The 24,953-nt window shown below is 57.2% G+C and carries 22 protein-coding genes and 2 pseudogenes; 13 read left to right on the forward strand and 11 right to left on the reverse strand.

Annotation, left to right across the window (positions count from 1 at the left end):
* Nucleotides 1-100 precede the first annotated feature (100 nt).
* Nucleotides 101-988 carry a LysR family transcriptional regulator gene (locus AC1Q5O_RS23805; protein WP_492566448.1) on the forward strand — a complete coding sequence of 296 codons (888 nt, stop codon included), beginning with the start codon at nt 101-103 and terminating at the stop codon, nt 986-988.
* A 117-nt stretch (nt 989-1,105) separates the two neighbouring features.
* On the opposite strand, the pseudogene AC1Q5O_RS23810 reads toward AC1Q5O_RS23805, so the two are convergent.
* Nucleotides 1,106-2,108 (reverse strand): annotated as a pseudogene (locus AC1Q5O_RS23810) (SDR family NAD(P)-dependent oxidoreductase).
* Between the two features lie 91 nt (nt 2,109-2,199).
* Between AC1Q5O_RS23810 and AC1Q5O_RS23815 the strand changes: the two are divergent.
* Nucleotides 2,200-2,784 (forward strand): TetR/AcrR family transcriptional regulator, encoded by a 585-nt coding sequence (locus AC1Q5O_RS23815; RefSeq protein ID WP_492566451.1) that lies wholly within the window; start codon nt 2,200-2,202, stop codon nt 2,782-2,784.
* A 179-nt stretch (nt 2,785-2,963) separates the two neighbouring features.
* Here AC1Q5O_RS23815 and AC1Q5O_RS23820 read toward each other — a convergent pair whose 3' ends face one another.
* Nucleotides 2,964-3,971, reverse strand: a complete 1,008-nt coding sequence (locus tag AC1Q5O_RS23820; protein ID WP_492566452.1) for an NAD(P)-dependent oxidoreductase — start codon at nt 3,969-3,971, stop codon at nt 2,964-2,966.
* 245 nt (nt 3,972-4,216) lie between these two features.
* Here AC1Q5O_RS23820 and AC1Q5O_RS23825 point away from each other — a divergent pair, with 245 nt between their 5' ends.
* On the forward strand, nt 4,217-4,702 hold the full coding sequence (locus AC1Q5O_RS23825) for a TetR/AcrR family transcriptional regulator (RefSeq protein ID WP_492566454.1): 486 nt from the start codon (nt 4,217-4,219) through the stop codon (nt 4,700-4,702).
* Nucleotides 4,703-4,808: 106 nt separating this feature from the next.
* Here AC1Q5O_RS23825 and AC1Q5O_RS23830 read toward each other — a convergent pair whose 3' ends face one another.
* A complete protein-coding gene (locus AC1Q5O_RS23830; protein WP_492566456.1) occupies nt 4,809-5,195 on the reverse strand; it encodes a winged helix-turn-helix transcriptional regulator in 387 nt (128 codons plus the stop codon).
* A gap of 126 nt (nt 5,196-5,321) precedes the next feature.
* On the opposite strand from AC1Q5O_RS23830, the gene AC1Q5O_RS23835 reads away from it, so the two are divergent.
* The 3 genes from AC1Q5O_RS23835 to AC1Q5O_RS23845 all read left to right on the forward strand — a co-directional run bounded on the left by AC1Q5O_RS23835 (nt 5,322) and on the right by AC1Q5O_RS23845 (nt 8,323).
* On the forward strand, nt 5,322-6,155 hold the full coding sequence (locus AC1Q5O_RS23835; protein ID WP_492566458.1) for an enoyl-CoA hydratase/isomerase family protein: 834 nt from the start codon (nt 5,322-5,324) through the stop codon (nt 6,153-6,155).
* Nucleotides 6,156-6,323: 168 nt separating this feature from the next.
* A complete protein-coding gene (locus AC1Q5O_RS23840; RefSeq protein WP_492566460.1) occupies nt 6,324-7,064 on the forward strand; it encodes an SDR family NAD(P)-dependent oxidoreductase in 741 nt (246 codons plus the stop codon).
* Nucleotides 7,065-7,906: 842 nt separating this feature from the next.
* Entirely contained in the window at nt 7,907-8,323 is a 417-nt protein-coding gene (locus AC1Q5O_RS23845) for a VOC family protein (protein ID WP_492566462.1), read from the forward strand.
* 149 nt (nt 8,324-8,472) lie between these two features.
* Here the strand turns inward: AC1Q5O_RS23845 and AC1Q5O_RS23850 are convergent, their stop codons facing one another.
* A complete protein-coding gene (locus AC1Q5O_RS23850) occupies nt 8,473-9,978 on the reverse strand; it encodes an alginate export family protein (RefSeq protein ID WP_492566661.1) in 1,506 nt (501 codons plus the stop codon).
* A gap of 322 nt (nt 9,979-10,300) precedes the next feature.
* Nucleotides 10,301-12,106, reverse strand: coding sequence for an amidohydrolase (locus AC1Q5O_RS23855; protein WP_492566464.1), 1,806 nt, complete (start codon nt 12,104-12,106; stop codon nt 10,301-10,303).
* A 251-nt stretch (nt 12,107-12,357) separates the two neighbouring features.
* Here AC1Q5O_RS23855 and AC1Q5O_RS23860 point away from each other — a divergent pair, with 251 nt between their 5' ends.
* From AC1Q5O_RS23860 to AC1Q5O_RS23880, 5 genes and pseudogenes are all read left to right on the forward strand, one after another.
* Nucleotides 12,358-13,266 carry a LysR family transcriptional regulator gene (locus AC1Q5O_RS23860; RefSeq protein WP_492566663.1) on the forward strand — a complete coding sequence of 303 codons (909 nt, stop codon included), beginning with the start codon at nt 12,358-12,360 and terminating at the stop codon, nt 13,264-13,266.
* Between the two features lie 39 nt (nt 13,267-13,305).
* A complete protein-coding gene (locus AC1Q5O_RS23865) occupies nt 13,306-13,536 on the forward strand; it encodes a pirin family protein (RefSeq protein ID WP_492566466.1) in 231 nt (76 codons plus the stop codon).
* A gap of 383 nt (nt 13,537-13,919) precedes the next feature.
* Nucleotides 13,920-14,261, forward strand: coding sequence for a hypothetical protein (locus AC1Q5O_RS23870; RefSeq protein ID WP_492566468.1), 342 nt, complete (start codon nt 13,920-13,922; stop codon nt 14,259-14,261).
* A 222-nt stretch (nt 14,262-14,483) separates the two neighbouring features.
* Nucleotides 14,484-14,642: pseudogene (locus AC1Q5O_RS23875) on the forward strand (hydrolase); the annotation flags it as partial.
* Between the two features lie 222 nt (nt 14,643-14,864).
* Nucleotides 14,865-15,995, forward strand: coding sequence for an alpha/beta hydrolase (locus tag AC1Q5O_RS23880; RefSeq protein ID WP_492566470.1), 1,131 nt, complete (start codon nt 14,865-14,867; stop codon nt 15,993-15,995).
* A gap of 570 nt (nt 15,996-16,565) precedes the next feature.
* Here the strand turns inward: AC1Q5O_RS23880 and AC1Q5O_RS23885 are convergent.
* From AC1Q5O_RS23885 to AC1Q5O_RS23910, 6 genes are all read right to left on the reverse strand, one after another.
* Nucleotides 16,566-16,811 carry a hypothetical protein gene (locus tag AC1Q5O_RS23885; RefSeq protein WP_492566472.1) on the reverse strand — a complete coding sequence of 82 codons (246 nt, stop codon included), beginning with the start codon at nt 16,809-16,811 and terminating at the stop codon, nt 16,566-16,568.
* Nucleotides 16,808-17,512 (reverse strand): hypothetical protein, encoded by a 705-nt coding sequence (locus AC1Q5O_RS23890; protein WP_492566474.1) that lies wholly within the window; start codon nt 17,510-17,512, stop codon nt 16,808-16,810. The genes AC1Q5O_RS23885 and AC1Q5O_RS23890 overlap by 4 nt, the downstream gene beginning before the upstream one ends.
* Before the next feature lie 15 nt (nt 17,513-17,527).
* Nucleotides 17,528-18,019 carry a hypothetical protein gene (locus tag AC1Q5O_RS23895; RefSeq protein ID WP_492566476.1) on the reverse strand — a complete coding sequence of 164 codons (492 nt, stop codon included), beginning with the start codon at nt 18,017-18,019 and terminating at the stop codon, nt 17,528-17,530.
* 208 nt (nt 18,020-18,227) lie between these two features.
* Nucleotides 18,228-18,806 carry a hypothetical protein gene (locus tag AC1Q5O_RS23900; protein WP_492566478.1) on the reverse strand — a complete coding sequence of 193 codons (579 nt, stop codon included), beginning with the start codon at nt 18,804-18,806 and terminating at the stop codon, nt 18,228-18,230.
* 468 nt (nt 18,807-19,274) lie between these two features.
* Nucleotides 19,275-19,787, reverse strand: a complete 513-nt coding sequence (locus AC1Q5O_RS23905; protein WP_492566480.1) for an SDR family NAD(P)-dependent oxidoreductase — start codon at nt 19,785-19,787, stop codon at nt 19,275-19,277.
* A 34-nt stretch (nt 19,788-19,821) separates the two neighbouring features.
* On the reverse strand, nt 19,822-20,400 hold the full coding sequence (locus tag AC1Q5O_RS23910) for a TetR/AcrR family transcriptional regulator (RefSeq protein ID WP_464665022.1): 579 nt from the start codon (nt 20,398-20,400) through the stop codon (nt 19,822-19,824).
* Nucleotides 20,401-20,658: 258 nt separating this feature from the next.
* Here AC1Q5O_RS23910 and AC1Q5O_RS23915 point away from each other — a divergent pair, with 258 nt between their 5' ends.
* Nucleotides 20,659-21,777 carry an efflux RND transporter periplasmic adaptor subunit gene (locus tag AC1Q5O_RS23915; RefSeq protein ID WP_464665024.1) on the forward strand — a complete coding sequence of 373 codons (1,119 nt, stop codon included), beginning with the start codon at nt 20,659-20,661 and terminating at the stop codon, nt 21,775-21,777.
* A complete protein-coding gene (locus AC1Q5O_RS23920; RefSeq protein WP_492566483.1) occupies nt 21,777-24,893 on the forward strand; it encodes an efflux RND transporter permease subunit in 3,117 nt (1,038 codons plus the stop codon). The genes AC1Q5O_RS23915 and AC1Q5O_RS23920 overlap by 1 nt, the downstream gene beginning before the upstream one ends.
* Nucleotides 24,894-24,953 lie beyond the last annotated feature (60 nt).

The raw sequence follows: 24,953 nt of genomic DNA on the forward strand, positions 1-24,953 counted from the left end.
TCGCGAAATGAGGAACGCCAACGTCGGCCCCGTCCTTTCTATTTGTGATACAATTGGAACGATTCGAGCACTCATCTGTCGTGAATACAGGAACGTTGATTTGGACATTGAAGACCTGCGGACCTTTGTGGAAGTTGCAGATACTGGCGGGGTTTCTCCCGCCGCGCGGCGGCTCGGCATCTCCAAGTCGATGGTCAGCCGGCGCCTCATTCGGCTTGAAAAGGATTTGGGCGTGCAGTTGCTCGCCCGCACGACACGCGGCGCTGCCCTCACGGAGGCTGGGATCACCTTTCGGGAATATGCCGCAAGAGTCTGCACCGAGATCGACATTGCCAAGGAAACGATATTGCCCGCCGGCGACCTTCGCGGTCGGCTAAGAATAGCAGCTCCGCTTACATTCGGTCCGACGCACTTTGCCCCTGTGCTCGCGTCTTTGGCGCAGCGCCATCCGGAGTTGCAGGTTCAGGCCAGCTATACCGATCGATTCGTTGACTTGATCGCAGAAGGGTTCGACTGCGCCATAAGGGTCGGCCATCTTGCTGACTCGAATATGCTTGCAAGACGCGTGGGCTGGACCTCTGCCAAGTACGTTGCAACGCCGGACTACATCAAAAAGCACGGCTCGCCCGAGACGCCAGAGGAGTTCCTCACGCATGAGGTCGTCATGCAGGGAACCGAAACCTGGCTGGCGATGGATGGGGACAAGATCATCACGTTGAAACCGCAGGGGCGCTTCAAAGCCGACAATGCCGTGGCTCTTGTGGCTGCAGCACTTGCGGGGATCGGTCTTGCCGGTGTCCCTGAAGAATTGATCAGGGAGCATCTGGCTTCCGGCGCGTTGGTCCCGGTCATGACGCGCTATCCGCCGCCCAAATTGGGCATCTATGTCGTCCGGCCGCCAGGGCAGCACCCCGCACGCAAGATACGGGTGCTCACCGAGATGCTAGTCGAGTGTTTTGAAGACTTTTCGACACATCGTGAAAACTAGGGCCCGAATGACGCGAAGCCCTGTACGGGTTTCATGAAAATAGTGGAGCGGGTGTTGGAAATATCTCAGCCTTGAAAGGCTGTTATCGACATGAAAGCAACCGCGATCCGTCCGGCGTCATAAGTGCTCTCCGACCAGTTCTTCGCTTTTTTGCCAGAGTGCTTTTGCCCGTTCGGATCCACGGCATAGGCGTAAAGGCCCTCATCGGCAGGATCGAGTGGGCTCTCCACGATGTCGGCGACGTGGCAATTCTCGCAATACCGGCCGCCGACCTCGTCCGCCTCGGCAACGAAACCAGCCCAGACCGACGTTGCCGCACCTTCGGGAATGGTCTTGTACCTGAACGGGGGCTTGCCCGCGGCTGCCCTTTCCGCATTCATGCTCTCAAGCATTTCATCGACACCAGCCTGGTCGATATGACGTGACAGCTCGGTCCTGATGACGCCCGGATGCACCGAAATCGCGCGAATGCCGCGCTCTTTGTGACGGCGATCGAATTCAACGCCGAACAGGATGCAAGCGGTTTTCGATCGGCCATAGGAGGTAAACGGATCGTAGGATGTGTGGTTGTAGTTCAGGTCTCCCAGATCGATGTCGGAGAAGCGATGCGCAGCAGAAGCAACAATGATCAGCCGCCCGCCGGGCACCAGCAAAGGCACTATGCGGTTGGTAAGAACGAAATGGCCGAGATGATTGGTGCCGAACTGGGTCTCAAAACCATCTACGGCACGACCGAACGGAGGATGGGCGACACCAGCATTGTTGATGATGACATCGAACGCACGACCGTCGGCGATGAGAACGTCTGCGCATTCACGAACGCTCGCCAGCGAAGCAAGATCGAGTTCGATGAGTTCAATGCTTCCGCCGTTGCGCGCACCGAAAACGGCCGGCTCGATCGCTTTCTCAGCTTTAACAAGGTCCCGCGCCGTACCAACAACTTCGGCCCCATGAGATGCAAGGATGCGCGCCGTCTCTCTAGGCCCAGACCAGCTGAAACGCCTGTCACAAGGACGCGATTGCCTCTGAGATCGGCTCCCTCAAGCACGTCGTCAGTGGTCGAAGTTTCATCAAATCGGGCTCCTTCGTGAGGTCGATGAACACTGCCCGGATTGCCAATGCGAGTTCATGTCGATAGATTGGGGAAAGAGGAGTAGTACTCCGCTTTCATATACGGAGTGCTACTCCGTTTATCAAGGATGATTTTGCACATGGCTGATATCGCTACGCTTCCACAACGCAAGGCGCGCGCTGACGGTCAACGCAATCGTGCCCTGATTCTGGAGGCTGCTAAACGGGTTCTGACCGACAAGGGCGCTGGTGCAAGTATGGATGAAATCGCCCAGGCCGCCGGGGTCGGGAATGGTACTTTCTACCGTCACTTCCCCACAAGGGCCACGTTGGTTGCGGAGGTCTGCCGCGAAGACACTCGTGACCTGATTGGGGCTGCGAGGACCCTGGCCTTTACGCACGCCCCGTTGGACGCGCTCGGTGCCTGGTTGGAAACATTCATCGATTACATCGCGACCAAGCAGATAATCGCGGAGGCGGCCAGCGCACTTGTTTCACTATCGTCAGACCTCTCCGGGCCTTCAGGCGCTGATGTCAAAGCGGCTTTGCGAATGCTTGTTGAGCGCGCGGTCGCGGAAGGTTGCATCAAAGCCGACGTTGAGCCGCTGGATCTCATGCGCGCCATTGCGGGCGTGGCGACCATCGGTCCTCAGACAGAATGGGAACACAACGCAAGACGGTTGGTCCCCATTCTTGTCGCAGGACTGAGTGCCAGGGTGATGTAGCGGTAATCAAGGGAAAACTGTGCGTTTACCTGAATCTGGCATCACGTTGTTCTCGAAGAGCCCCGGAACATGTTGGATTAGATCGATGGATAATGCCATCCACCATGTTCAATCTCTATGTCTCGGACCTGACGTGAGCCGGCGTCTACACACAATTTCTCACCGGTTCGCCAATTACGTCAATTGGCGTCCAGAGGGACAATGCTGCCGCCTTCCGCGTGCAACCGGGACAGATAGCTGGCGTGATCGAGAACCTGAAAAGGAAAATGCAGCCCTGCCGGGGTCGGCCTATTACCGTCGAGCCCGATCAGTCGTTCAAGGATCATGCTGACGCCCAGTGCAGTCAAGGGCGCAGCGCCGCCCGGGTGAAACACTGCATGGCGGTTGCGAAGCGGCTGTCCGTCGTGATCCTCGCCAGCCAGCTCGATGATGATCTCCGTCGACTTGGGTTCGCCGCGACGACGGGACGTACTCACGCCGGTCGCAATGTTGAACTGTACATTCGGCGCCCCGGTCGCTGCCGCTAGGCCGACAACATCGATAGACGAAAAGCCTGTCCCAGCCATCTTGGTACCATCGATTGCACGGAACTCGGCCTTGGCATCATCTTCACTACGCCAGACATAGCTGCCGTCACGACGGGTGAGGGCGGCCGGCATCATCCGGTTCAATCGCTCAAAATCCTCGGCGACGGCCGGACCGCCACCATCCTGCTCATCGACAAGGGCACCGATCGTGATCTCGTGAAGTCGGGTAAATGGTTTGGCGCATGTGAACGTGGCGACGGTTGTAGCACCGACCAGCCATTCATAGCCGAGGACGACTGCCGCCGCGTCAGGCGCGTGCATATAGGTCGCAACTTCGGGAGCAATTTCATAGACACCTGAAGAAATGCCCAGATGGGGTACCCTGCGGCTTTGAGCGAAGCGCAGGCTGGCCAATCGTTCGTCAGTGTAAAAAATCGCGACGGCACTTACCTGGCGATCACCGAGACCGAGATCGTCAGCATGCGAGTCGATCAAGACGCCCTCTGCTTGCCCGATCTCGCTAGCAGCCTTGCGGCTTTTGAGCAGATCGCGCCCACCGATCAATAAAGGAACATCGGGGTAAACGGAGCGAAGCGCGCGGGCAGTCAGGCGCCCGATCGCGCCCGTGCCACCCATCAGGAGGATAGGATCGGAAATCATTGTCATATGTCCTCATTTGCGGTAACCTACTTTTAGTAGGCTATACCTACTAAAAGTAGGATTTGCAAGGACTCTACAGTGACAGGCACTTCCAATCACGTTGCCATACAGACCTCATCACGTAGGCTTTCGAAAGGAGAAAGACGACGGCAACTGCTCGATACCGCATTGTTGATTGTCCGCGATGAAGGTGCAGACCGTCTGACGCTGGGTAATCTTGCTTCCGTGCCGGAATTTCGAAACCGGTGGTATACGAACATTTCGGTACCCGTTCAGGTCTGCTCATCGAGCTTTACCGGTGGATTGATGACGAGCGGGTGAGGGCCTTTCGGACCGCGATGGCAGCCGGTGCGCGGCGTCTGGATGAAACCATTCGTCTGCTGGCGGAAGCTTACATTCGCTGCGCTGCTGACATGACGGATGAATTTCACACCGTCGGCGCAGCTTTAACCGGGAGCGCAGAAAAAGCCGTCGTATTTCAGAAATTGCTCGACAACTCGGTCCAGATGTTCGCTGCAGTCCTTAAGCCCTTCAACACTCTATCGGCAGTGGATCTAGAGATGCGTTGCATTGGCTTTGTCGGCGCGGGAGAAGCGCTTTCGTCGGCTGTAGTGCGTCAGACTTTGCACCAGAGGGAAGCCGTGGAGGTTTTTGCATCGCTGATTGGTGGCGGAATGATTGCACCAGGCTCTGAAAGATCTGAGCAGAAGTTCATCCGAGGTAAGAGCTGAGAGAAATCGGCACTTCCGTACTGCCTTCAACGTGGATGGTCCGAATGTTGTTAAAGTGACGAGTGACCGCGTTCGAGGTGAACTTCCTGTTCGCACCGCCCACCGTTCAGATCGCGGCCCGGTCTTGGTGCGCGTCAAAGCTACGCTGGTAGTCCTGAATCACATCGATGTTCTCAACGGTCCAGTCGAACAGGATCGAGAACGGACCTTGCAGGGAACGCCCGAGCGGCGTCAGGGCATATTCAACACCGAGCACGCGTCCATCCAGCACCCTGCGCGTCACCATGCCGTTGCGCTCCAGTTTGCGCAGTGTCTGGGTCAGCACGCGTTGGGTCACGCCATCGAGACGGCGTTTGATTGCATTGAAGCGACGGGGCTCGCTGAGCACCGCCAGCACCATCATCGACCACTTGTCGGCGATCTGGTCGAGGATCACTCGGCTCGGGCAGTCGGCACGGTAGATCGGGTCATTTTCACTGGTCGGCTCATCCATCGGTATCCTCCGGCATCCCTGGGATGCTTCAGGTGCGTAATTGACGCTAGGTATCCGATGAATACTTTAGAGTCAATGGCGCGGAAGATCAGCGCCAGAGTTTCCCGAAGAACAGAGACCTTACGTATGACAGACACAGATTTCAGCCGGCTGCGGATTTCCCGGGCGGACGGTATTACGACGATCACCATCGACAATCCGCCGGTAAACGTTCTCGATGTCCCCTTGATGAGCGAAATCCGCAGCTTTCTCCTTTCCGTTCGTAATGATCCGGACACACGCGTTCTGGTTTTCCAGAGCGCGGACCCGGAGTTCTTCATTGCCCATGTCGACATGACATTGATCGATGAGCCGCACGCCTTCGACGAGATTGCCCGTGAGGCTCCGGAAGGCCTCAACCCGTTCCAGGCGTTCGGCGAGCTCCTGCGAAAGCAGCCGCAGGTGACGATCGTCAAGCTCGCAGGGCTTGCACGCGGCGGCGGCGCGGAGTTCGTCGCGGCGGCCGACATGACATTTGCCGCCGAAGGCCGGGCGGGACTTGCCCAATGCGAGGCATTGATGGGCATCACGCCGGGCGGCGGCGCCACCCAGTATCTGTCATCACGGATGACGCGCGGCCGCGCCCTCGAAGTGATCCTTGGCGCCGATCTCATCGACGCGGCGACGGCGGAGCGCTACGGCTGGATCAACCGGGCATTGCCGGCCTCGGAGCTTGATGGCTTTGTCGGCCGGTTGGCGCGCAACATCGCCGCTTTACCCGAAGGCGTCATCGCCGCCGCCAAAAAGGCGGTGCCTCCCGTAAACCTGCGGGAAGGGTTTCTCCGAGAGCACGACGCCTGGGCGGGGCTGTTCGCACGTCCTGCAGCCGAGAAGCTCATCCGGGGTGGGCTTAAGGCAGGAGCACAGACCAAGGACGGCGAGCGAAATCTGGAGGGTCTGCTCCGTGAGCTGCGGGCTTGACGCCGCGGCTTCGCCCGACGTTCCGCGCTTTGCAACACAGTTGAGCACTTCTCGATACTAGGAGTCGTTACTGGGGAACATTAAGTTTGCGAGACAGGCGGTCGAGCGCTGTCGCAGCTTGCGCGAACCAGCGGGGTTTGGGTCGACTACGTAGAAAAGGAAGAACATATGATTGATCTGAACGGTAAACGTGCATTGATAACCGGAGGGTCGCGGGGTATCGGTGCCGCGATCGCATTGGCCCTGGCCGAGAACGGCGCTGACGTGGCGTTTACGTACCAGCGCTCGGCTGAAAAAGCTGCCGCAGTGGCCAAATCCATCGAGAGTACGGGGCGGCGCGCGATTGCTATTCAAGCCGACAGTGCCGATCCTGAGGCGATCACACGCGCAGCCAGCGATGCCATCACGGCGCTCGGCGGTCTTGATATTCTCGTCAACAGCGCGGCGATCGGCCACTCCGGAACGATCGCCGACCTTGATGTGGCTCAGTATCAAACGTTGATGGACGTTAACGTGCGAGCGCCAGTGCTATTCGCAAAGGCCGTCATTCCGCATCTGTCCGCTGGCGGGCGCATCATCTCTATCGGATCGGGTCTCGGCGAGCGAGTTCCCTTCCCGGGTGTAACGGCTTATGCGATGTCCAAGGCTGCGCTCACCTCTTTCACCCGTGGGCTGTCGCGCGAACTTGGTCCGAACGGCATTACGGTAAACCTCGTACAGCCTGGATCGGTGGATACGGACGCAAATCCGGCGGACGGTGCGGCCGCTGACTTCCAGCGGAGCCTCACGTCGCTGGGGCGTTTCGGCGAGCCACGCGAAATCGCGAATGCTGTGGTCTTTCTTGCAAGTCCTGCCGCGAGCCTGATAACGGGTGCCATCCTGACCGCCGATGGGGGCGCGATAGCATGAATGCGCTCGCTCTTCCGTAATGCCGGGGGCGAACCTTCGCTCCACCCGCGGATGATCGGCGTGTGAACCGCCATCCGGAAAAGCAGGCCAGGACGGGTGCACGCTCCCGCACCGGATGATCGTGGATCGGCAGCCCGGCCAAATGCGCTCGCGCCAGTTCGTCCTGCACGTGAACCCATTCTGTGACCTCAGGTTGAGTGTGCGCATCGCCAACGCCAAGATGACGGCTGGCCGGTCTGGCAGGCCAGCCGACATTGGCCGGTCTCTCGACTAGGCGAGCTACTTGCCCTGTCCGCCATCCACAGGTCAACGCCCGGTTTCGGGCGCTTCCCAGAATGGTATCATGACATTCTTGATCGGCGTCCTGTTCTGCGTTTTGTAACAGAGTTTCGCATTTGGGGAGACTATACGGCCCGTATATGTAGGACTAACTTACACGCCAAGAGTTCTAATGAACGCGGCCACTGAACCCGAAGTATGGCAGAGCGGTGTCTTGAAGCGCTAAGTGACCTCGCAGTTCAAGGTTTCCGGGTTGAATGTGCCGTGGCCATCGGCAGATTTGCGACAACAACCGGGTGCACCGAAGAATCCGTGGACGCGAAGTACAAGCCTGTGCAAGCCGCTCTCGGAAGTGGTGTTCAACGGGATTTTAGTTGCAAAGTTAGGGTCATTTCCTGCTTTCCCTCATGAGTGGTAAATCTTGCCGTAATCGGAAAATGGGTGGGTGACTTGACTTAGGAAGTATGAACCCCGTTTCCGGCAGAGCACATAGTCTGCAACCATTGCGGGGATGGTCTCTCGAACCGGATCTGGAACTAGAAAAATAAAACCCAGGAAATCACATGGAAGATTTCGTCCGTCACCTCCATCATGTCGGTGTCGTCGTCAATGACCTGCAGGATAGCCTTGACTGGTATCGAGATAAGCTTGGGTTCGAGCACCAATACAGTTTCACCCTGCCTGGCGCGCAGGTGGCCATGCTCGTTCGCGGTGAAGCTCGGCTGGAAATCTTTCAAGTCGAAGGTGTTGCCTCCATGGCGAACGAGCGAGAAGACATTGAAACGTTCCTGAAACGCGGCGGCGTCAACCATTTCGCGCTCAATGTGGATGAGCTGGAAGAGACCGTAGCCGCGCTGGCGGCTAAGGGTGTTGAAATCGTCATACCGCCGTCCTCCGTCCCCAACAATTCCGGCGATTGTTTCGCTTACATCCGAGACAATGAGAGGATGCTGGTCGAGTTGTTTCAGTCGGCGCCGTGAGAATGAGTACTCTGATATCAGCTCCAGAATGCCTTATCCAGCTTTCCTCACTGTGCAACACCGCGTCGACGTATGAGACGACCGATCCATCGTCCCTAGATGTTTGGCACGGCGAAAGGCCGGTGTTGGTGCGTTTGGCGGTGCATTCGCTACCATGAGTATTTCAATTCCGCTCGAACATAGTTGCTGTCACGGCCTCCGGCGTCGCGAAGCGCCGAGCCGACCTGATAATGGACGGCTTCCAGTGACCCCGTGAGATTGGGATTGAAGCGATAGTCCGCCTTGGCTTGCAAATAGGCTCCCGTCCATGCCGGCCCATGACCCGCCGTGCCAGCCACGGGAATGCTTGGCAGGGTGTAGACGGCGTCCTGTGTTGTCTGTCGCCAGAGCAGTCCGACCCCAGCCATCAGGGTCAGGTCTTCTGTCGGCTGAACGGTGACCGATGGTTTGATGTGGACGAGGTTGGCGTATCCAGTATGACCACCGAGCGAGAAATAGAAGCCGTTCGGAAACAGCGGATTGAAGGTGCCGAGCGTGCCATCACTCGCGTCCCGGTCGCCCGACGCGACGTCGAACTGCAGACCGATCCGCGGCGACCAGGTGAGATCCTCGAAGGTGTAGCCGGTCCTCGCACCCACGGCCCAGGCCAGAATGTCGGCTGGGCCCACCTTGCCAACTTGTCCCATCGCTTCCGCATCCCAGTCGAAGCCGGCATATTTGCCAGCCGTCCGGATATTGAGGATATGCCTGTCCTCCTCACCCGACGCGGTGAGAAAGGTGGCGTCCTTGCGCTGATAAAGCGCGTAATAGGCGGATGCCTCGATCGTCGGCGAGAGCTGCCACTCAACGCGCGCGCCGCTGAACATTGCATCGCCGTTTGATCGATCATCGAAAGGGCGGTCATCGCGATACTGAACAGGCCGGCTGACAAGACCATAGAAGCGCCATGCATCCGTCTCCCACCCGGCCCAGACAGCGTCGAATGACTGGCGGACATTTGGCCCGTCGCGCGTTGAAACGAACCGCTCCAGGTCAAAGGCAAAGTCTTGACGGCCGACTCTTGCCCTGAATGTTCCGGCGTCAGTCTCCTGCGTAAAGCCGACGAATGCTTGCCGAAGGTCAAATCGGTTTGCGTCGTTAGGACCGATCACCGTCTTGTTGAACGCACGCACATCCTCGAACTGCGTGAACACTTGCCAGTTTTCATTCAGGTGAGCGTCGATATGGAACTGCGCGCGCTGTAACCAGTAAGAGTCTCTGGGGTTCGCACGCACGGTTCCGAAAGCTGGCGCATCACTGACTTCGAAGATTTCACGTAGATTGAGCCCGAGCGAGATGTAGCTGTTGGGATTGGAGGGAAACAACGGAATGTATTTCAAACTGTCCAGCGGCTGAGTCCGTAGTTTCGGATTCGCGAGCATCGACCAGTCCTCCCGCGACCGGTCGGCTTTTATCGAGGGTCTCTCCTGCTCCAAGAGAAAATCATCCGCCGCCAGGGCTGACCGGTAGTCCCATTGAGCAAAGGCAAGGACGGCAAGCGCAAGCAGGAGTGACCGCGCCTTGGATAAGGACCGAAGACCAAGTGTTGTTGAAAGACGCGAGGTGGCAAAACTCTGTCGGTCGATCGCCTGCTTGCCATTCAACCTTCGGCACATGGCCACGTCCTTTGTCAGCTTTTCATGGGTGATCTCCGCCGTTGGCCACGTGTACGGCGAAGCACGGGGCCGTTTGGGACGGGATGAATAGGCTGGAGCCAACGTGGCTGTTCGAGATGCCTCGTCCGAACTCTCATCAACCCTACTTTTGAACAGCGAGCGTTCTTGGTCGTCGACACTCGCATATCGAGCAACTGCTGACCCCATATTCAGGCGACGGTGCTTCCAACGCAGTAGGGAACAGCCATGCGACGAAACCGGAGTCCAATGAACTTCTTCAACGGAACTGTTGGGGAAAGCGGAAAAAACCTTTCCGCGGGGTTCATTTTTCCACATGATAGCTGCCGAAGTATTTTACGGGTGACCAAGCTGGAAGGATTTCGGGCAGTTTTGGCGATAGAGCGCTATAGTCCTGTGCGCCGTACACGACCTTTCCGTCCATAATCGTTAGGACAGACGAGATAGAGCTGATTTGCTCTTCCGGCACAGTGAAGTAATCCCTATCGAGAACGGCGAAGTCTGCCAGATTTCCGGGGGCGATTGTGCCTAGCTCGGCTTCTGCATTCATGAACCAGGCTGCCCCACTGGTGAACAGCTTCAGCGCTTCGGCGCGGGAGAGCCGGTTGTTCTCGGCGAGAACCTTCGATCCGGACACGGACTTGCCGGACACCATCCAGCTTATACCGACCCAAGGGTTGAACGTGGCTGCCCGGAAAGCGTCGGTGGTCATCGCCAGAGGAATGCCGCTATCCACGAGTTTGCGCAGACGCGGCGTCTCCAACGCCTTCTCGCGACTATATGTCTTGATGAAGCCATCGGCGTGCAGCGCCATCTTGGCATCCAGGGCGATGCCACCCCCCAGCTTCTTCACCCGATCGATGTTCTCCGGGCTGATGGTCTCTGCATGCTCGAGACTCCATTTCAGGCCATCGAGCGGGGTCGTTTCGTTCACCTTCTCAAGGGCATCGAGAAAGGGCGAGATGTTCTCGTCGTAGCTGGCGTGCATGCGGAACGGGACGCGCCGCTGGACGAGCTTCATCACATCCTGCTCGACGAAGCGCCGCATCTTCTCAGGCTCGATGATGACCGCCGGACGGTCGAAGTTCTCATGATCGTGCACTTCCCCGCTAAGAACTTCCCCGGCACCTCGATATTCATGGCCATGTGCTAAGGTAGGGTGCAGGTTTTGCCCTGGACTTATCGGCGCCGTTTTCGTGATCGCCTCGATTTCCAGATCCACCATGTTTACTGGACCACCGTTACCGAGTTGCAAGTCCACAAAGGGCATGCGCACATTGAGGCGGTTGTCTCGTGCCAGCACACTTACTCTTGCCTGTGCCTCCGGGTAAGGCCACCTGCCGCCGTTGTCGATGATCGAGGTCACGCCGAACCGGTTCAGACCGTGAATGCTGTAGATCAACGAACTCACCTGTTCGTCGAACGTGGGCTGCGGCACCATGCTCTCGAGGGCAAGGAACAACCAGGTATAGCCGTGGACCACACCGGTGGGATTGCCGTGGCTGTCCTTTTCGAATTCGGTGTCTGGCACCTTTGGGAACCGGTCGGTACCTACGCCAAGCGCGCCCATCGCCTGCTTGTTCAAGAAAGCTTGGTTGTAAGCATATTGCACAATCATGGGGTGATCGGGCACGGCGCTGCGCAATTCGTCCAGCGTGGGAAAGCGGTTCTCCTCAAATTGGTAAGGGGACCAGCCTCCGATCACTTTGACCCATTGGCCCTTCGGCGTGCGTGCGGCCTGCTCGCTCAGCATCGCCAATGCCTCACGCAGCGTCGGGACGCCATCCCATCGAACATTGTAGCTATAGGCTAGATCGTTGAGAACATGGATATGGGCATCTATGATGCCGGGGATCAGTGTGCGGCTGCGAGCATCAACAATCTCGGTATTGGAATTCTTCAAATCGAGAATGTCCGCATCAGAGCCGACGGAGTAAATACGGCCTTGCTTGACGGCCAAAGCCGAAGCTTCGGGGTGAGCTTGATTGCCGGTGAAGATCTTTGCGTTGAAAACGATCAGATCCGCACCGGGTTGTTCTTCCGTGGTTTGTGCCTGAGCCGCAGAGAAAGAAGAAATCGCCACAAGAGCGATGAATAGTGTTTTGAGCATTTTACCCCGTTCTACTGATTTTACAAACTGCGCTCATGCGCAAGCCGGCTCCTTACCGACGCATGCGATGGACGAAGAAGTGAGTTGAAGCTGATAGAAAGATTATGGAATAAATCCTATATTGGCGGTTCGTGAGGCACGTTTTGAGGATGACTGCAAGCGAGAGTTGGCCGTAGCAAAATTGTCATTCTCTTCTTTGCCTTGGTAGCCCTCGGTCGTGTGAAGCCATGTTGCAGAATGAGGAACGCCTTGTGGAAATTGAGGATCTAAGAATATTCGTCGAAGTTGCTGATGCAGGCGGAGTATCATCTGCAGCGCTGCGACTGGGCATCTCCAAGTCGATGGTCAGCCGGCGGATCACCAGGCTCGAAGAGCAACTCGGCGCACAGCTATTTGCAAGGACGACCCGCGGCATAGCGCTCACGGAAGCAGGCGCCACATTCCGCGATTACGCAGCCAAGACCTCCGCAGAATTGGATCTGGTGCGGGAAACGATCTTGCCCGCCGGTGAGCTTCGAGGTCGCATGCGCGTAGCCGCGCCACTGTCATTTGGTCCGACCTATTTTGCCCCCATCCTCTCCCAGATGGCTAGTCGACACCCGCAGCTACAAATCCTTTCTTCATATACTGATCGCTTCGTGGATCTCGTGGGAGAGGGTTTTGATTGCGCAATTCGGCTGGGACATCTGTCGGATTCGAGCCTCGTCGCAAGACGTATCGGACCGATCTTTGGCAAGCTGGTTGCGAGTCCTGCCTATATCGAAGCTCACGGTGCTCCCGAAACACCGGATGAGATTGTGAAGCACCCAGTCGTTATGCGGGACGCAGAGGTGTGGCAATTCATGGATGGCGACAAGATCGTCACCGTACGTCCCCAGGGACGTTTCATAGCTGATAACGCAATGTCTCTCGTGGCGGCCGCTCTGGACGGCCTTGGGGTCGCCTATCTGCCGGAACCGCTGGTCGCGGATCATATTAGTTCGGGTGCGCTGGTGCCAATCATGACGTGTCATCCGATTCCGCCGGCCGGTATCTTCGTCGTGCGGCCGCCTGGCCAGTATCCCTCTCGAAAAGTGCGAACCCTCACCGAGATGCTTATCGAACGATTTGGAACGCCGTCCGTTAGCGAGGGAAAGTCGGCTACCGACAAGATATTTTAACGATCAGGGCAGAGTAGTAACGTTCTTTGCACTGAGGGCGTGGGACCCGATGTTTGGCCCCATCCCCATATCGATCTTGGTACCGTCAGATATCTGTATCGTAGTGACTTTCATTACAGCGGCAGCACTCGGGCTGACCAGATTATCCATCTTGGTGTGTTGGACCGGACGGTCGCAGGGCGTGGTGCTTCCCATCCCGCGCGGACAGCCGGCGCGTGTTCCGCCTTTGGTGACGGTGTATTGGGAATACCAGGACTACCCAACCTATGACGGCAACGGTACCAACCGCGTTGAAAGGTTGATCGACAGATGAGGGTATCTTAGGTCGTGGCCCGGCTAGCCGAACAGGTGATATCAGAAGGCGAATGGCGAGAGAGCGAGGCCGCCCAGCAGCATTTCAGAAGGAAGGGAACGCCAGAAGGCTGTTCACAAAGATTCGGGTGAATAGCAGCAACACGCACGCTCTCGACGCAGAACTTGGCGTTGAAGACTATTATTCGCGTGTTGGCCGATCAGGCACGTGCCTCGGATAGGCTGATCAGGGTCCACGAGTTTATGCGGAAGGCAAAAGCTATTTGTCGGTTCTCACCACTCGCCAGAGTAGGCGATGTGGCAGCGCAATTGAAATACATTAACAACCCGCGAGGTAAACAATGACAAATAATGGACATGATCTTACGTCGGCTGGAAGCGAAGTCGCCGACGTCATCAGCCGTGCGGACAGGAAGTTGGCTGCCGCAGTTTCGTTGGCGTTGGAAAGTGCGGTCAAACAGGCTGCCGATGACATGCGAGCAATCGGCCAGAAGGATGCGACGCCGGTGCTGCAATATTTTGCATTCGGCGTTTATCAACAGATGTATTGTTTGATATGTGGTGCGGACCCGGAGACTTTTAAAGGAGGCGATCCGGATATCGCCTACCACCTTATCCGCAACAGCCAGAACATTGCTAAGGACTATTGGTCGGCGGACATCGAGCCTTATCCAGCCAAGTGAGAATAGAATTTATCACTAGGTGTTAGGTACCGGCATTCGCTATCTCAACGAGCCGTTGCAGATATTTCGATCCCCCCGCTTGCGTTCCTTGATACAGGACACAGTTTCACGCGCGGCGATACTACAGTGACGCCCGATCCAAAGGTAGAAGAGGGCTATGCGCACGGGGTTGCAGCGCTTCGCACTCACTCGCTACCGGTGACGTCAATAGAAGGATTGAAAATCATGTTTCGCAATGGCCTGAAGTCACTCCTTCATCCAGAGGATTCGATCCTCGTCCTGATTGATCATCTGCCCTATCTACTGGCGAATCTAAACAGCCGCGATCCTCAGACCGTGGTCAACAATGTGAGCGTCCCGGCGAAGCTGGCAAAAGCTTTCCATTATTATTTGGGGCTGCGTGACCGAAATTCGGTCTACGATCAGGGCGACAGAAGAAAGCTGGATCATACCATCGGAACCTGCATATTGGGAGATACCGGCAGCACATACTCGAAGTGAAAGGCGTGACGTTCGCGGTTTCACGGCGCTTAGAGACTCTGGTCAGGGGATGAGGGGCGGAGAGCGATGACGATCAGGCAGCGACACCAATCAGTGCGATATATGGCGGTCGCTCTGGTCGCGGCGTTAGCGCTTGCATTGAGCGCTTGCGCCTCGCGTCCCGGCTCATCTGTCCTCGCTCCGGTGACTGCTGTCGAGGGCGCGAAGCGCGTTACCATCTTCGTGGCGAGTACGCGCGCAGCCGAGCCGAGCACGCCAACCTTCCTGAGCGATGGGATTACGACCACGACTAACTACGTTCGCTATGTCATCTCCATTCCACCGCCCCACCGACCGACCGAGATCGAGTGGCCTAGGAATGTGCCGGACCCGGCCCGGGATTTCGCGGTCGTCTCGTCCGAGCGCCTTGATGAAAGGAGGTTCTTTGCGGAAGTCGGAGCCTCTGCCGCACGCGGGGAAGTGCTAGGCCGGGATGTCGGCATCTTCGTCCACGGCTTCAACAACAACTTCCCGGAATCACTGTTCCGCACGGCGCAACTCACCGCCGACGTCCATGTCGCGCAATCGGCAGTGCTATTCTCATGGCCTTCGAAGGCAGCGATCACTGGGTATCTCGCAGACAAAGATGCGGTGACCTTCTCACGCGATGCGCTTGCCCGGGTGGTCGAGCGGGTCGCCGCCGACCGCCATGTCAGGGGGATGAAGCTTTGCGCCCACAGTATGGGGGCTTGGCTGACAATGGAGTCTGTCCGGCAAATCCGGATCGCCAAAGACGAACGTACCCTCGGCAAGATCATCGACCTCACGCTCGCTGCGCCAGATATCGACGCAGGAGTTTTTCTTCAACAACTTCGGATCGTCGGCCGCCTGCGCTCCCCCATCACCGTTCTCGTCTCCAAGAAGGATCAGGCGCTGTCGATATCCAGGTTTATCGCCGGAGGGCAATTCCGCGCCGGCGCTGCCAATATCGATGACCCCCAAGTTCTCGTCGAAGCGCGGAATTCAAACCTCCGCGTGATCGACATAACTAATCTGGCCACGCAGGCGGGAGCCGGCCACGATGGTTTCGCGGCCTTCGCTTCTATCTACGGCCGCCTCCCGCAGAGCTCGGACGGAAGGGTTGCTCCCGACGTCGGACCGGGCGTTTACGAGCTTGACGTCGCTAACAAGTTCGAAACGCTCGACGCCCGACTGGTCCAGAGGGTCGCAGATCCAACGACCACCGAGCGCTAGCTAGGCCGTAGTAGCGATTTGACCGCCGTCCTCATTTGCTCAAGTTGGGCGAGTCAAAGTGGGGGCCTAGAGCAACCATTGAGCTGGTGCACTTGAACGACCGAGATGGGGCCGGCAGCGGTCTGGCAGCTTATGGGGAGCGAGGCCAGCAACGCAGACCTAGGCAATCCGATTGTCTCGTGGCGCGTATGCTAACCCATCGACCAACCGTTTTTGATTTGAATGTCTGCAGGGAGAGAGTAAAACAATACCTGAGCGCTTTGCCTAACAGGTCTAGCAGGTGCGGGTTCGATTCCCGTGGCTACCCTCTGTGCCGTCGGCCTCCTCACGTACGTTGCCGTAGTGGCAGCACAGTACTTCCTGTTGAAGACCACTGACCAAAAGGAGATCACGATGGATACAACCGCAGAGAAAACTACGAAGGCCCGTTTTTGGAATGCAAACTTGGCTACCATGACGGCTGTCGGCGCAGAGGTTGCGTCAGGATTGGCCCTGTTAGGCTAAGCGCTCGCGCTATCAGTCAAGTCTCCTGGGGACGACGAACCAGAGCATTGCTTCGTATGGGACGTCTCAGCGGTCCGTACAACGGGCAAAGACTACTATATGGTCTACCCGTTCATCCTCCGTCGCCTCGGCGGCCAATCCTTCCATGGTCTTGCGCGATTCCCCACGCAGTGCCTCGGGAAATGCATAGACAATAATGCGCGCCTTACGCTGCAGCCGGGGCTGAACCTGAAGCGAACTGATGTGGCCGGGTTCGCGGAAATTCTTGCGCACCATCGCACGCAGCTTGATCAGGTTCCTTTCGATGATCATCTGCTTGCTGGGATCAGCCGATGACAAAAGGTGCAGACCGACGGTCGTCCAGCCCGGTGATTTACGCTGTTCGAGCTGCTTGATGATCGAACCAAACAGAGGTCCCAACTGAGGTTTCGTTTTGGCAGGGGGATGCCCGCATCGCGGCTTATGTAGTACCGGTCGAGCGGTTCGGACATTCCGCTAGCCGAGAAGATGCAATCTTCCTCCCGCAGGCCTGCGATGTTGAAACCCGTAATGAGATAGAGGCCGAGGAAGTCGAGTTCATCCCCAAACAGGCTGAATGACTTTTGAAGGTAGATGCGCTCACCGAGGTAGTGAAGGTAAGTGAGCGGATGATCGAGAATGTCGGAGATGCAGATGAGATCAGCGATCGTGATCGTCGGCGCGAGTTGGTGGTCGGCAGGCACCCAGCCTATTTCCTTGAAGTCCGCCTCAGCTGAGCTGAGAACCGAAAAATCATCAAGGGTCACCGATATCCTGATGATCTGATCGACCGATGCGGGATCAATACCGATCTGGCGGACAATCGCTTCGGCTGCGGCATCGCCCTCCTTTGCAGAAGTGATAAGCGTGGCGAGGCGCGCAGATTGCTGGGATGGATATAGCACCATGTCGGAGACGTGCCGTTTCACGCGATCCGGCGCACCGCGTAGCCCCTGCGGAGTAAGGTGATTATCGCTGAGGCGAAGTCCAATCACCTTACTCCGCAGGGGCTACGCGGTGCGATCGAGCGTGACGAGTAGATCTGTTTCGAACTGTTCGGCGCCAACCTGCCACTTTGCTGTCGGAACGATGGTCGCTCCCGGCAGGGCTTTTCGCATCGTGTCTTCGAGTTGGCTTTCGAGATAGTCCGCCCTGCGGCTTTCAAGCTGGGTCTTGATACCAGCTCCCTCCGCCAGCCGCGCCATCACGCGATGGATATGGCTGAAGACCATTTGCGGGATGGGGAACACGAATAGATCATCAAGATCGATGCCCGGAGCATCCCAGATCGGATTGGCAAGGAAGAGGTGGTCAGGGTTGGTTCCAGCCAGACCGCCCGGTGCGTGGGACAGGGACTCGAGGATCGCCTCGACGACATCTTTTGGTTTCCCTGAAAGCTTTGCGACTTCAGCGACAGTGAAGCTGGCGCGTTCGGAATGTCTGAGATCGCAATGCCCCATGATCATACCCATCATGCCGTCGCGTGAAACGCCCGGCGGCATGGCGGCCAGGAGGTCTTCTGGCCCGCCTTTGAGTTCAGGAAGTACTTGTAATAGTTCCGAACCATCTGCCGACCATTGGGCGAGCGAATGACCTTCGACAGTCGCATAAAGTGTTCGGAATGCCGACGCTCAAACTCTCCAACGACAGCCGCCATCACCTCAATCAGGTCGGTGGCCCCGAACCCGAAATGCGGCTTCAGGCGGTCGTCTAGGGATCCGTATAGATCGGTGCTGATACGGATGACATCGGAGTAGTACCCCAATTCCTGACCGCCTGCGTGTGAAGTCGAATGCGCTCCTGCAACGACAGGACCGTAAATTCCTGCTTATCCGTGACGCCCTCAGCGGCCAGGATGCGCTGGTGCAGGAACGTCTCAGCGACCTTCGGAACAGTCTCGAACACCGTTCCCATGATGGCCGGTGTGAATGGGTCTTTTCCCCACTCGTCCAGCGGAATGGTCATCACCAGCGCCAGCAGCAATTCGGCGTGGTGCTGCTGAATGTCTTTGAGAACGGATTTGGTGTTCACGCCTTCACGTCCCGCCAGGGTCTGAAGCCCATAAGCGGCGAATGTTGGAACGATCCCTATGGGGTCCGACTTTCGCAGCTCATCCGTGACAATTTGGAGAGTCGCCGGGAACTCATCGACGCTGTGTCGCGCCGCAGCCAGGATGGTCTTCTTAAATTCGTCGTGGCGCTCTTCCTTAATGGCAAAGTTTGAGAGTGCGAGCTTCGACTCTTTTCTCTGTGGCGGCTTCTTGCGGCGGTTGTTCTTGCTTCGTGGCATGCAGCGATAGTATCGCGAAGTAGTGCCTGTTGTATGCAGGCGACTTATCGATTCCGTGGCCTTTCCTCTGTGAAGGTCGACCTTATCACCAATCAGCCGTCCGCTTGCAGGAGTTGGCAGAAGCTCGACGAATGATCGAATGGGCGGCGCAAAGCAGCCATCGCTCATTCTGATCCGCAACAAATGGCGAATTGAATATGCGATAGTTTGTACAAAGATGCAGCGATATCATGAAACTACGCCAGATTTTCAGGGCACGCGCTCCCATTACCTGAAACAGTACGATCATCAGATAGTCATTAACATCAAGACTTTAACAAGGATTGTAGAACTCTGCGCTACAATCAAAATCGATGAAAATTGGCCTCTTATCGGCATTTTCAAACGAGAGTTCCAAGGCGTCTGCGGCGCGTACAACCGATCGTTTTTTAACGACTTTATACATGAGCCAATGAGAGTCACCGAACATTAGGATTCCAACACTTTTCGCATTGACGATCGTTGCATCGAGCGTGGTATCAGTCGGTTTAAAAGCACAACGAGGTTGTTCAGAACACCGGCAACGACGCTGTCCCGTCCTTTTGAAAGCGCCTTAATGCCACTCGCTGCGACGGGACGAGGCTTCATCGTGAGGATGCGCAGCAAGGTCGAGACGGTTGCGCCGGCCGCAATATCAAAACCTGTTTCGGTATGCCCCGGGCAAAGGCTGGTTACCACCACACCTTGGGAGCGCATTTCATCGTGCAATGCCTCACCCAGTGCCAACACATAAGCTTTCGTCGCCGCAAAGGTGGGGACGGGCTGGAAAGCCAATAGACTGGCGACAAGAAGAATGTGTCCGGAATTTCGCGCGGCCATATCGCGGCCAAATAGAAAACTTAGTTCTGTGAGCGCCGTGATGTTGAGCTGGATCATATCGACAGTACGCTCGATCGGCGTTTCCAAAAAACCAGACCCCTGCGCGGGGATATCGGCGATCATCAATGCTCACTTAAGAAGCATCTGTTGTTCTTCCTCATGACGCGGCAATCTTCTGAACCTGTTCGATGGTTGAATCGAAGAGAGACTGAGCGAGAGTTTGGTCATTAACCGCGCGTGCGAGTGTCATTGCACCAACCATGATGGAGAGAATGGCCATGGCCTTACCCTCTGACTTTTCATCGCCCTTTTCGGAAATCATACGTTTGAGCATTTCAAGATATGCCCTTATTCCCGCTTCGAACGACGCCTTTACAGTCGTGCCTTGCCTGGCGGCATCTGCCCCAAGCGCGACCACGGGACAGCCGTCCATCTTTTCGTACTGATGATCCGTGCTCAGATAAAACGCGACAACTGCGCCCAGAGAATCCATGGGCTTTGCCGCCGCAGCAGCAGACCATTGCTGTGTTGCGCTCTCCAAGGCCCGGGCTGATGCCAGCGCAATGAGATCCTCTTTGGAGGCGAACTGTTTGTAGAACGCACCTTGCGTCAATCCAGCGGCCTCCATCAAACCCTTCAGCCCGATTCCATCGAAGCCATGCTCCCTGAAAAGGCGGCTTGCGACATCAATGACGGCCTGGCGGTTTTCCGAGGCTTGAACCCGACTTACACGCATCGCGGTATTCTTCCTTTTAGATTTCGTTCGAACTCTATAATCCATAGGCAATGACTATGCAAGTTTTTCTCAGTCCATCATTGCCGTGACACATGCCGCGTGACGCAAGGTGCCCGCTGTCGCCCTGCCGGCACTGCGACAACTCGCCTTGCCCGTGATTGCTCCCAATTTAGATTGCGCTCGAACTTTAAATGGAATATAGAGTTCGATCACAATCTAAAGCGCGTCGTAACGCGCAATCTTGCGAGGATCACAAGCATGAGGCACAAACGGCTTCTTCTCATTGGCGCACTTGTGTTGCCGGCGGTCGCCATCACAGCGGCTGTTCTTTTTTCACAGTGGCCGAATCGGGACGCATCAGCTGCAACCGATCCCCGCGTCGCGCCGCAACTTGTCAAAATTGTCGAAACTGCGCGCGTGGCCGGCGCTGTGAGGTCTTTCACAGGCACGATTGCAGCGCGGGTGCAGAGCAATCTTGGTTTTCGCGTTCCCGGCAAGATTGTCGAACGTCTTGTGGATGTTGGCCAGCAGGTCAAGGTTGGTCAACCCTTGATGCGCATCGATGACACGGATTTGCGTCTCGCCTTGACCGCGAAACGCAATGCGGTTGTCGCCGCGCGGGCGGTCTTTGTTCAGGCGAGCGCGGACGAGAAGCGCTACGCGTCCCTTGTCAGGGACAGGGTCGCGGCGACCCCGCAGCGTTACGAGCAGGCCAAGGCCGTGCTGGATACGGCCGAAGCACAGCTTGCCGCGGCCGAGGCGGAAGCGAATGTTGCCGAGAACGAAGCGACTTATTCCACTCTGGTGGCTGGCGCAGACGGAACGGTGGTTGCGGCTCTCGGAGAACCCGGACAGGTCGTCGCTGCCGGACAGACTGTGGTTCAACTGGCGCATGCCGGGCCGCGTGAGGCGGTGGTCGCTCTTCCCGAAACGATACGTCCCGTGATCGGGTCAGAAGCCGAAGCCGGCATATATGGTGGCACCGAGCGGGGCGGGACTGCGCGCCTCCGGCAAATTTCCGATGCCGCCGATGCCCAGACCCGTACCTATGAGGCGCGCTACGTGCTCGAAGGAAATGCCGCTTCGGCACCACTCGGCTCGACGGTAACGATCAGAATCTCCAACACCGAAAGGCAATCAGAAGTCTTGGTGCCGATCGGTGCCGTGCTGGATGACGGCAATCGCGCAGGGGTCTGGGTTTTTGATCGGGGCTCTTCGACCGTGCGCTTTGCTCCCGTCCAGATCAAACAGCTCGGCGGGGAAACCGCGATTGTCACAGGTATCGAACTTGGACAGGAGGTCGTGGCGCTCGGCGCGCATCTCCTCAAGGAAGGCGTCGCCGTCAAGACCGCGGTTCAGGCAGAGGCAGTAAACTGATGAGCTTCAATCTTTCCGCGCTCGCGGTTCGCGAGCGAGCCGTTACCCTGTTCTTCATCGTGCTTTTGGCCGCGGCAGGTGTCTACGCTTTTGCCAAGCTCGGGCGCGCAGAGGACCCATCCTTTACCATTAAGACCCTGACGGTCACCGCTGCATGGCCGGGCGCGACGGCGCGCGAGATGCAAGATCTGGTCGCCGAACCACTCGAGAAGCGGATTCAGGAATTGACCTGGTATGACCGGGTCGAGACAACAACGCGCCCGGGCTTTGCCTTCTTGACAGTCACACTGAAGGACAGCACACCACCCGGTGCGGTCGAGGGAGAGTTTTATCAGGCTCGCAAGAAGCTTGGAGACGAAGCTCGAAGCTTGCCGCAAGGTGTGTTCGGGCCTTTTGTCAATGACGAGTACTCTGACGTGAGCTTCGCTCTTTATGCCTTGAAGGCAAAGGGAATGCCCATGCGGGAGCTCGCACGACAGGCGGAATTGGTCCGACAGGACCTGCTGCATGTGCCAGGCGTCAAGAAGATCAATATTCTCGGAGAGCGGCCTGAACAGATCTTTGTCGAGTTCTCCTATGATAAACTCGCTACTCTCGGAATCTCCGTGCAAGACATCGCTGCCGCTTTGCAGCGGCAAAACACCGTCACACCGGCAGGATCGATCGATACGCGGGGCCCGCAGGTCTTCATCAGGTTTGACGGTGCATATAACAGTGGCCAGGCAATCGCCGACACACCGATTGTTGCTGCCGGACGCACGTTGAAGCTCTCCGACATCGCCGATGTTCGGCGTGGATATGAAGATCCGGCGACCTATGTCATCCGCCACGACGGTGAGCCCACCATCATGCTTGGAGCGGTGATGCAGCAGGGCTGGAATGGATTGGATCTCGGCAAGGCTCTGGAAGAAAGATCGACGGCGATCGCACAGACACTACCCCTCGGAATGACGCTCGCCAAGGTGAGCGATCAGGCGGTGAACATTGATGAGGCGGTCGGCGAGTTCATGCTGAAATTCGCGATGGCGCTTGGCGTGGTGTTGTTCGTGAGCCTGGTCAGTCTCGGCTGGCGTGTCGGCATAGTAGTGGCGCTCGCTGTTCCGCTGACGCTTGCCGTCGTGTTCCTCATCATGCTGGAAACCGGCAGGTTTTTCGACCGTATCACGCTCGGTGCGCTCATCCTGGCGCTCGGACTTCTGGTTGATGATGCCATAATCGCCATCGAGGTGATGGTGGTGAAAATGGAAGAGGGCATGGATCGCATCAAGGCAGCCGCCTATGCCTGGAGCCATACCGCAGCACCTATGTTGTCCGGAACACTCGTGACAATCATCGGATTGATGCCGGTTGGCTTTGCCAGATCAGCAGCCGGCGAATATGCCGGCAATATCTTCTGGGTCGTGGGCTTCGCGCTGATTGTTTCCTGGATCGTCGCCGTGATCTTCACCCCTTACCTCGGCGTCAAGATGCTGCCAGCGATCAAGCCGGTGAAGGGAGGGCACCACGCGATCTACAATACTCCAAATTACCGGCGACTACGGAAACTTATCACATATGCCGTGCGCCATAAGTTCCTGACATGCACCGTCGTCGGCATCATCATGGCTCTCTCCGTCGTCGGAATGGGGGTAGTGAAACAGCAATTCTTCCCAACGTCGGATCGACCCGAAGTCCTCATCGAGGTCCGCCTGCCGGAGGGCACAAGCATCGAAACGACGACCGCCTCCGTCGAAAAGCTCGAACAATGGCTGAAGGACCAGCCCGAGGCGAAGATCGTCACGAGTTACATCGGGCAGGGAGCTCCGCGCTTCTTCTTCGCAATGGCACCCGAGCTGCCCGATCCCGCATTTGCCAAGATGGTCGTGCTTACCCCTGACGCGGAGGCGCGTGAGACGTTGAAGCACCGGCTCAGGGAAGCAGTAGCGGCAGGGCTCGCCCCGGAGGCCTTTGTGCGCGTCACGCAGCTCGTATTCGGTCCATACACACCATTTCCCGTCGAGTTCCGTATTATGGGGCCTGATCCGAAGCAACTGTACCAGATTTCGGAGAAAGCACTCGACATCATGAAGGGCGTTCCGGATGTCAGGCAGGCAAACCGTGATTGGGGTAATCGCACGCCTGTTCTTCGCTATATCCCCGACCAGGAGCGGCTTAATCTGATTGGCCTTTCGCCCGCAGAGGCAGCCCAGCAGACGCAGCTGCTGCTGACGGGTATTCCCGTTACGCAGGTCCGCGAGAACATCCGCAACGTGCCTGTCATCGCCCGCAGTGCCGGCGAAAACCGTTTGGATCCGGCACGGTTGGCCGATTTTTCGCTGATGAGCCGGGACGGCCGCCAGGTTCCCCTCGACCAGATCGGACATTCCGAAATTCAATTTGAAGAGCCGATCCTCAAACGTCGCGATCGAACGTCAATCATCACGATCCGCTCGGACATCAATGAGGCGACGCAGCCCCCGGAGGTCTCGCAGCAGGTCATGACGGCGCTGCAGCCGCTGATCTCCTCGCTTCCGATCGGATATCGCATCGAAATGGGTGGAAATATCGAGGAATCTCTCAAGGCCAACGTTGCGCTCGTGAAAATCTTTCCGGTCATGATCGCCGCCATGCTAATCGTCATCATCCTGCAGGTTCGGAGCCTTTCGACAATGAGCATGGTCATGTTGACGGCACCACTCGGCCTTGCTGGCGTGGTTCCGATGCTGATCGCTTTCAACCAGCCCTTTGGTTTCAACGCGATCATCGGATTGATTGGACTGGCTGGCATCCTGATGCGCAACACCTTGATCCTGACCGAGCAGATCAAGGAAAACCAGGCTGCGGGCCTTGATGATTATCATGCTGTCATCGAGGCTACGGTTCAGCGGACGCGCCCGGTGATCCTGACTGCGCTCGCCGCTGTTCTGGCTTTCATTCCGCTCACCCATTCGGTGTTCTGGGGCTCGATGGCCTACACGCTGATTGGCGGTACAGCAGCCGGTACGGTGCTGATCCTCCTCTTTCTGCCCGCTCTCTACGCCGCATGGTTCCGCATCAAGCCGACCCCGGATGAGGTGCCCAGGCCTGCTGTGTCGGCAGGCGCACTGGAAGTGAACACGCCAAGGGCTGCAGAATAGATAGAATGCTTCTCTATGAAAGATGGATTGCAGGCGCAGCAAAGCTGGCGTCCGAATTGT

It is taken from the genome of Phyllobacterium sp. MT110 (genome assembly GCF_058792715.1).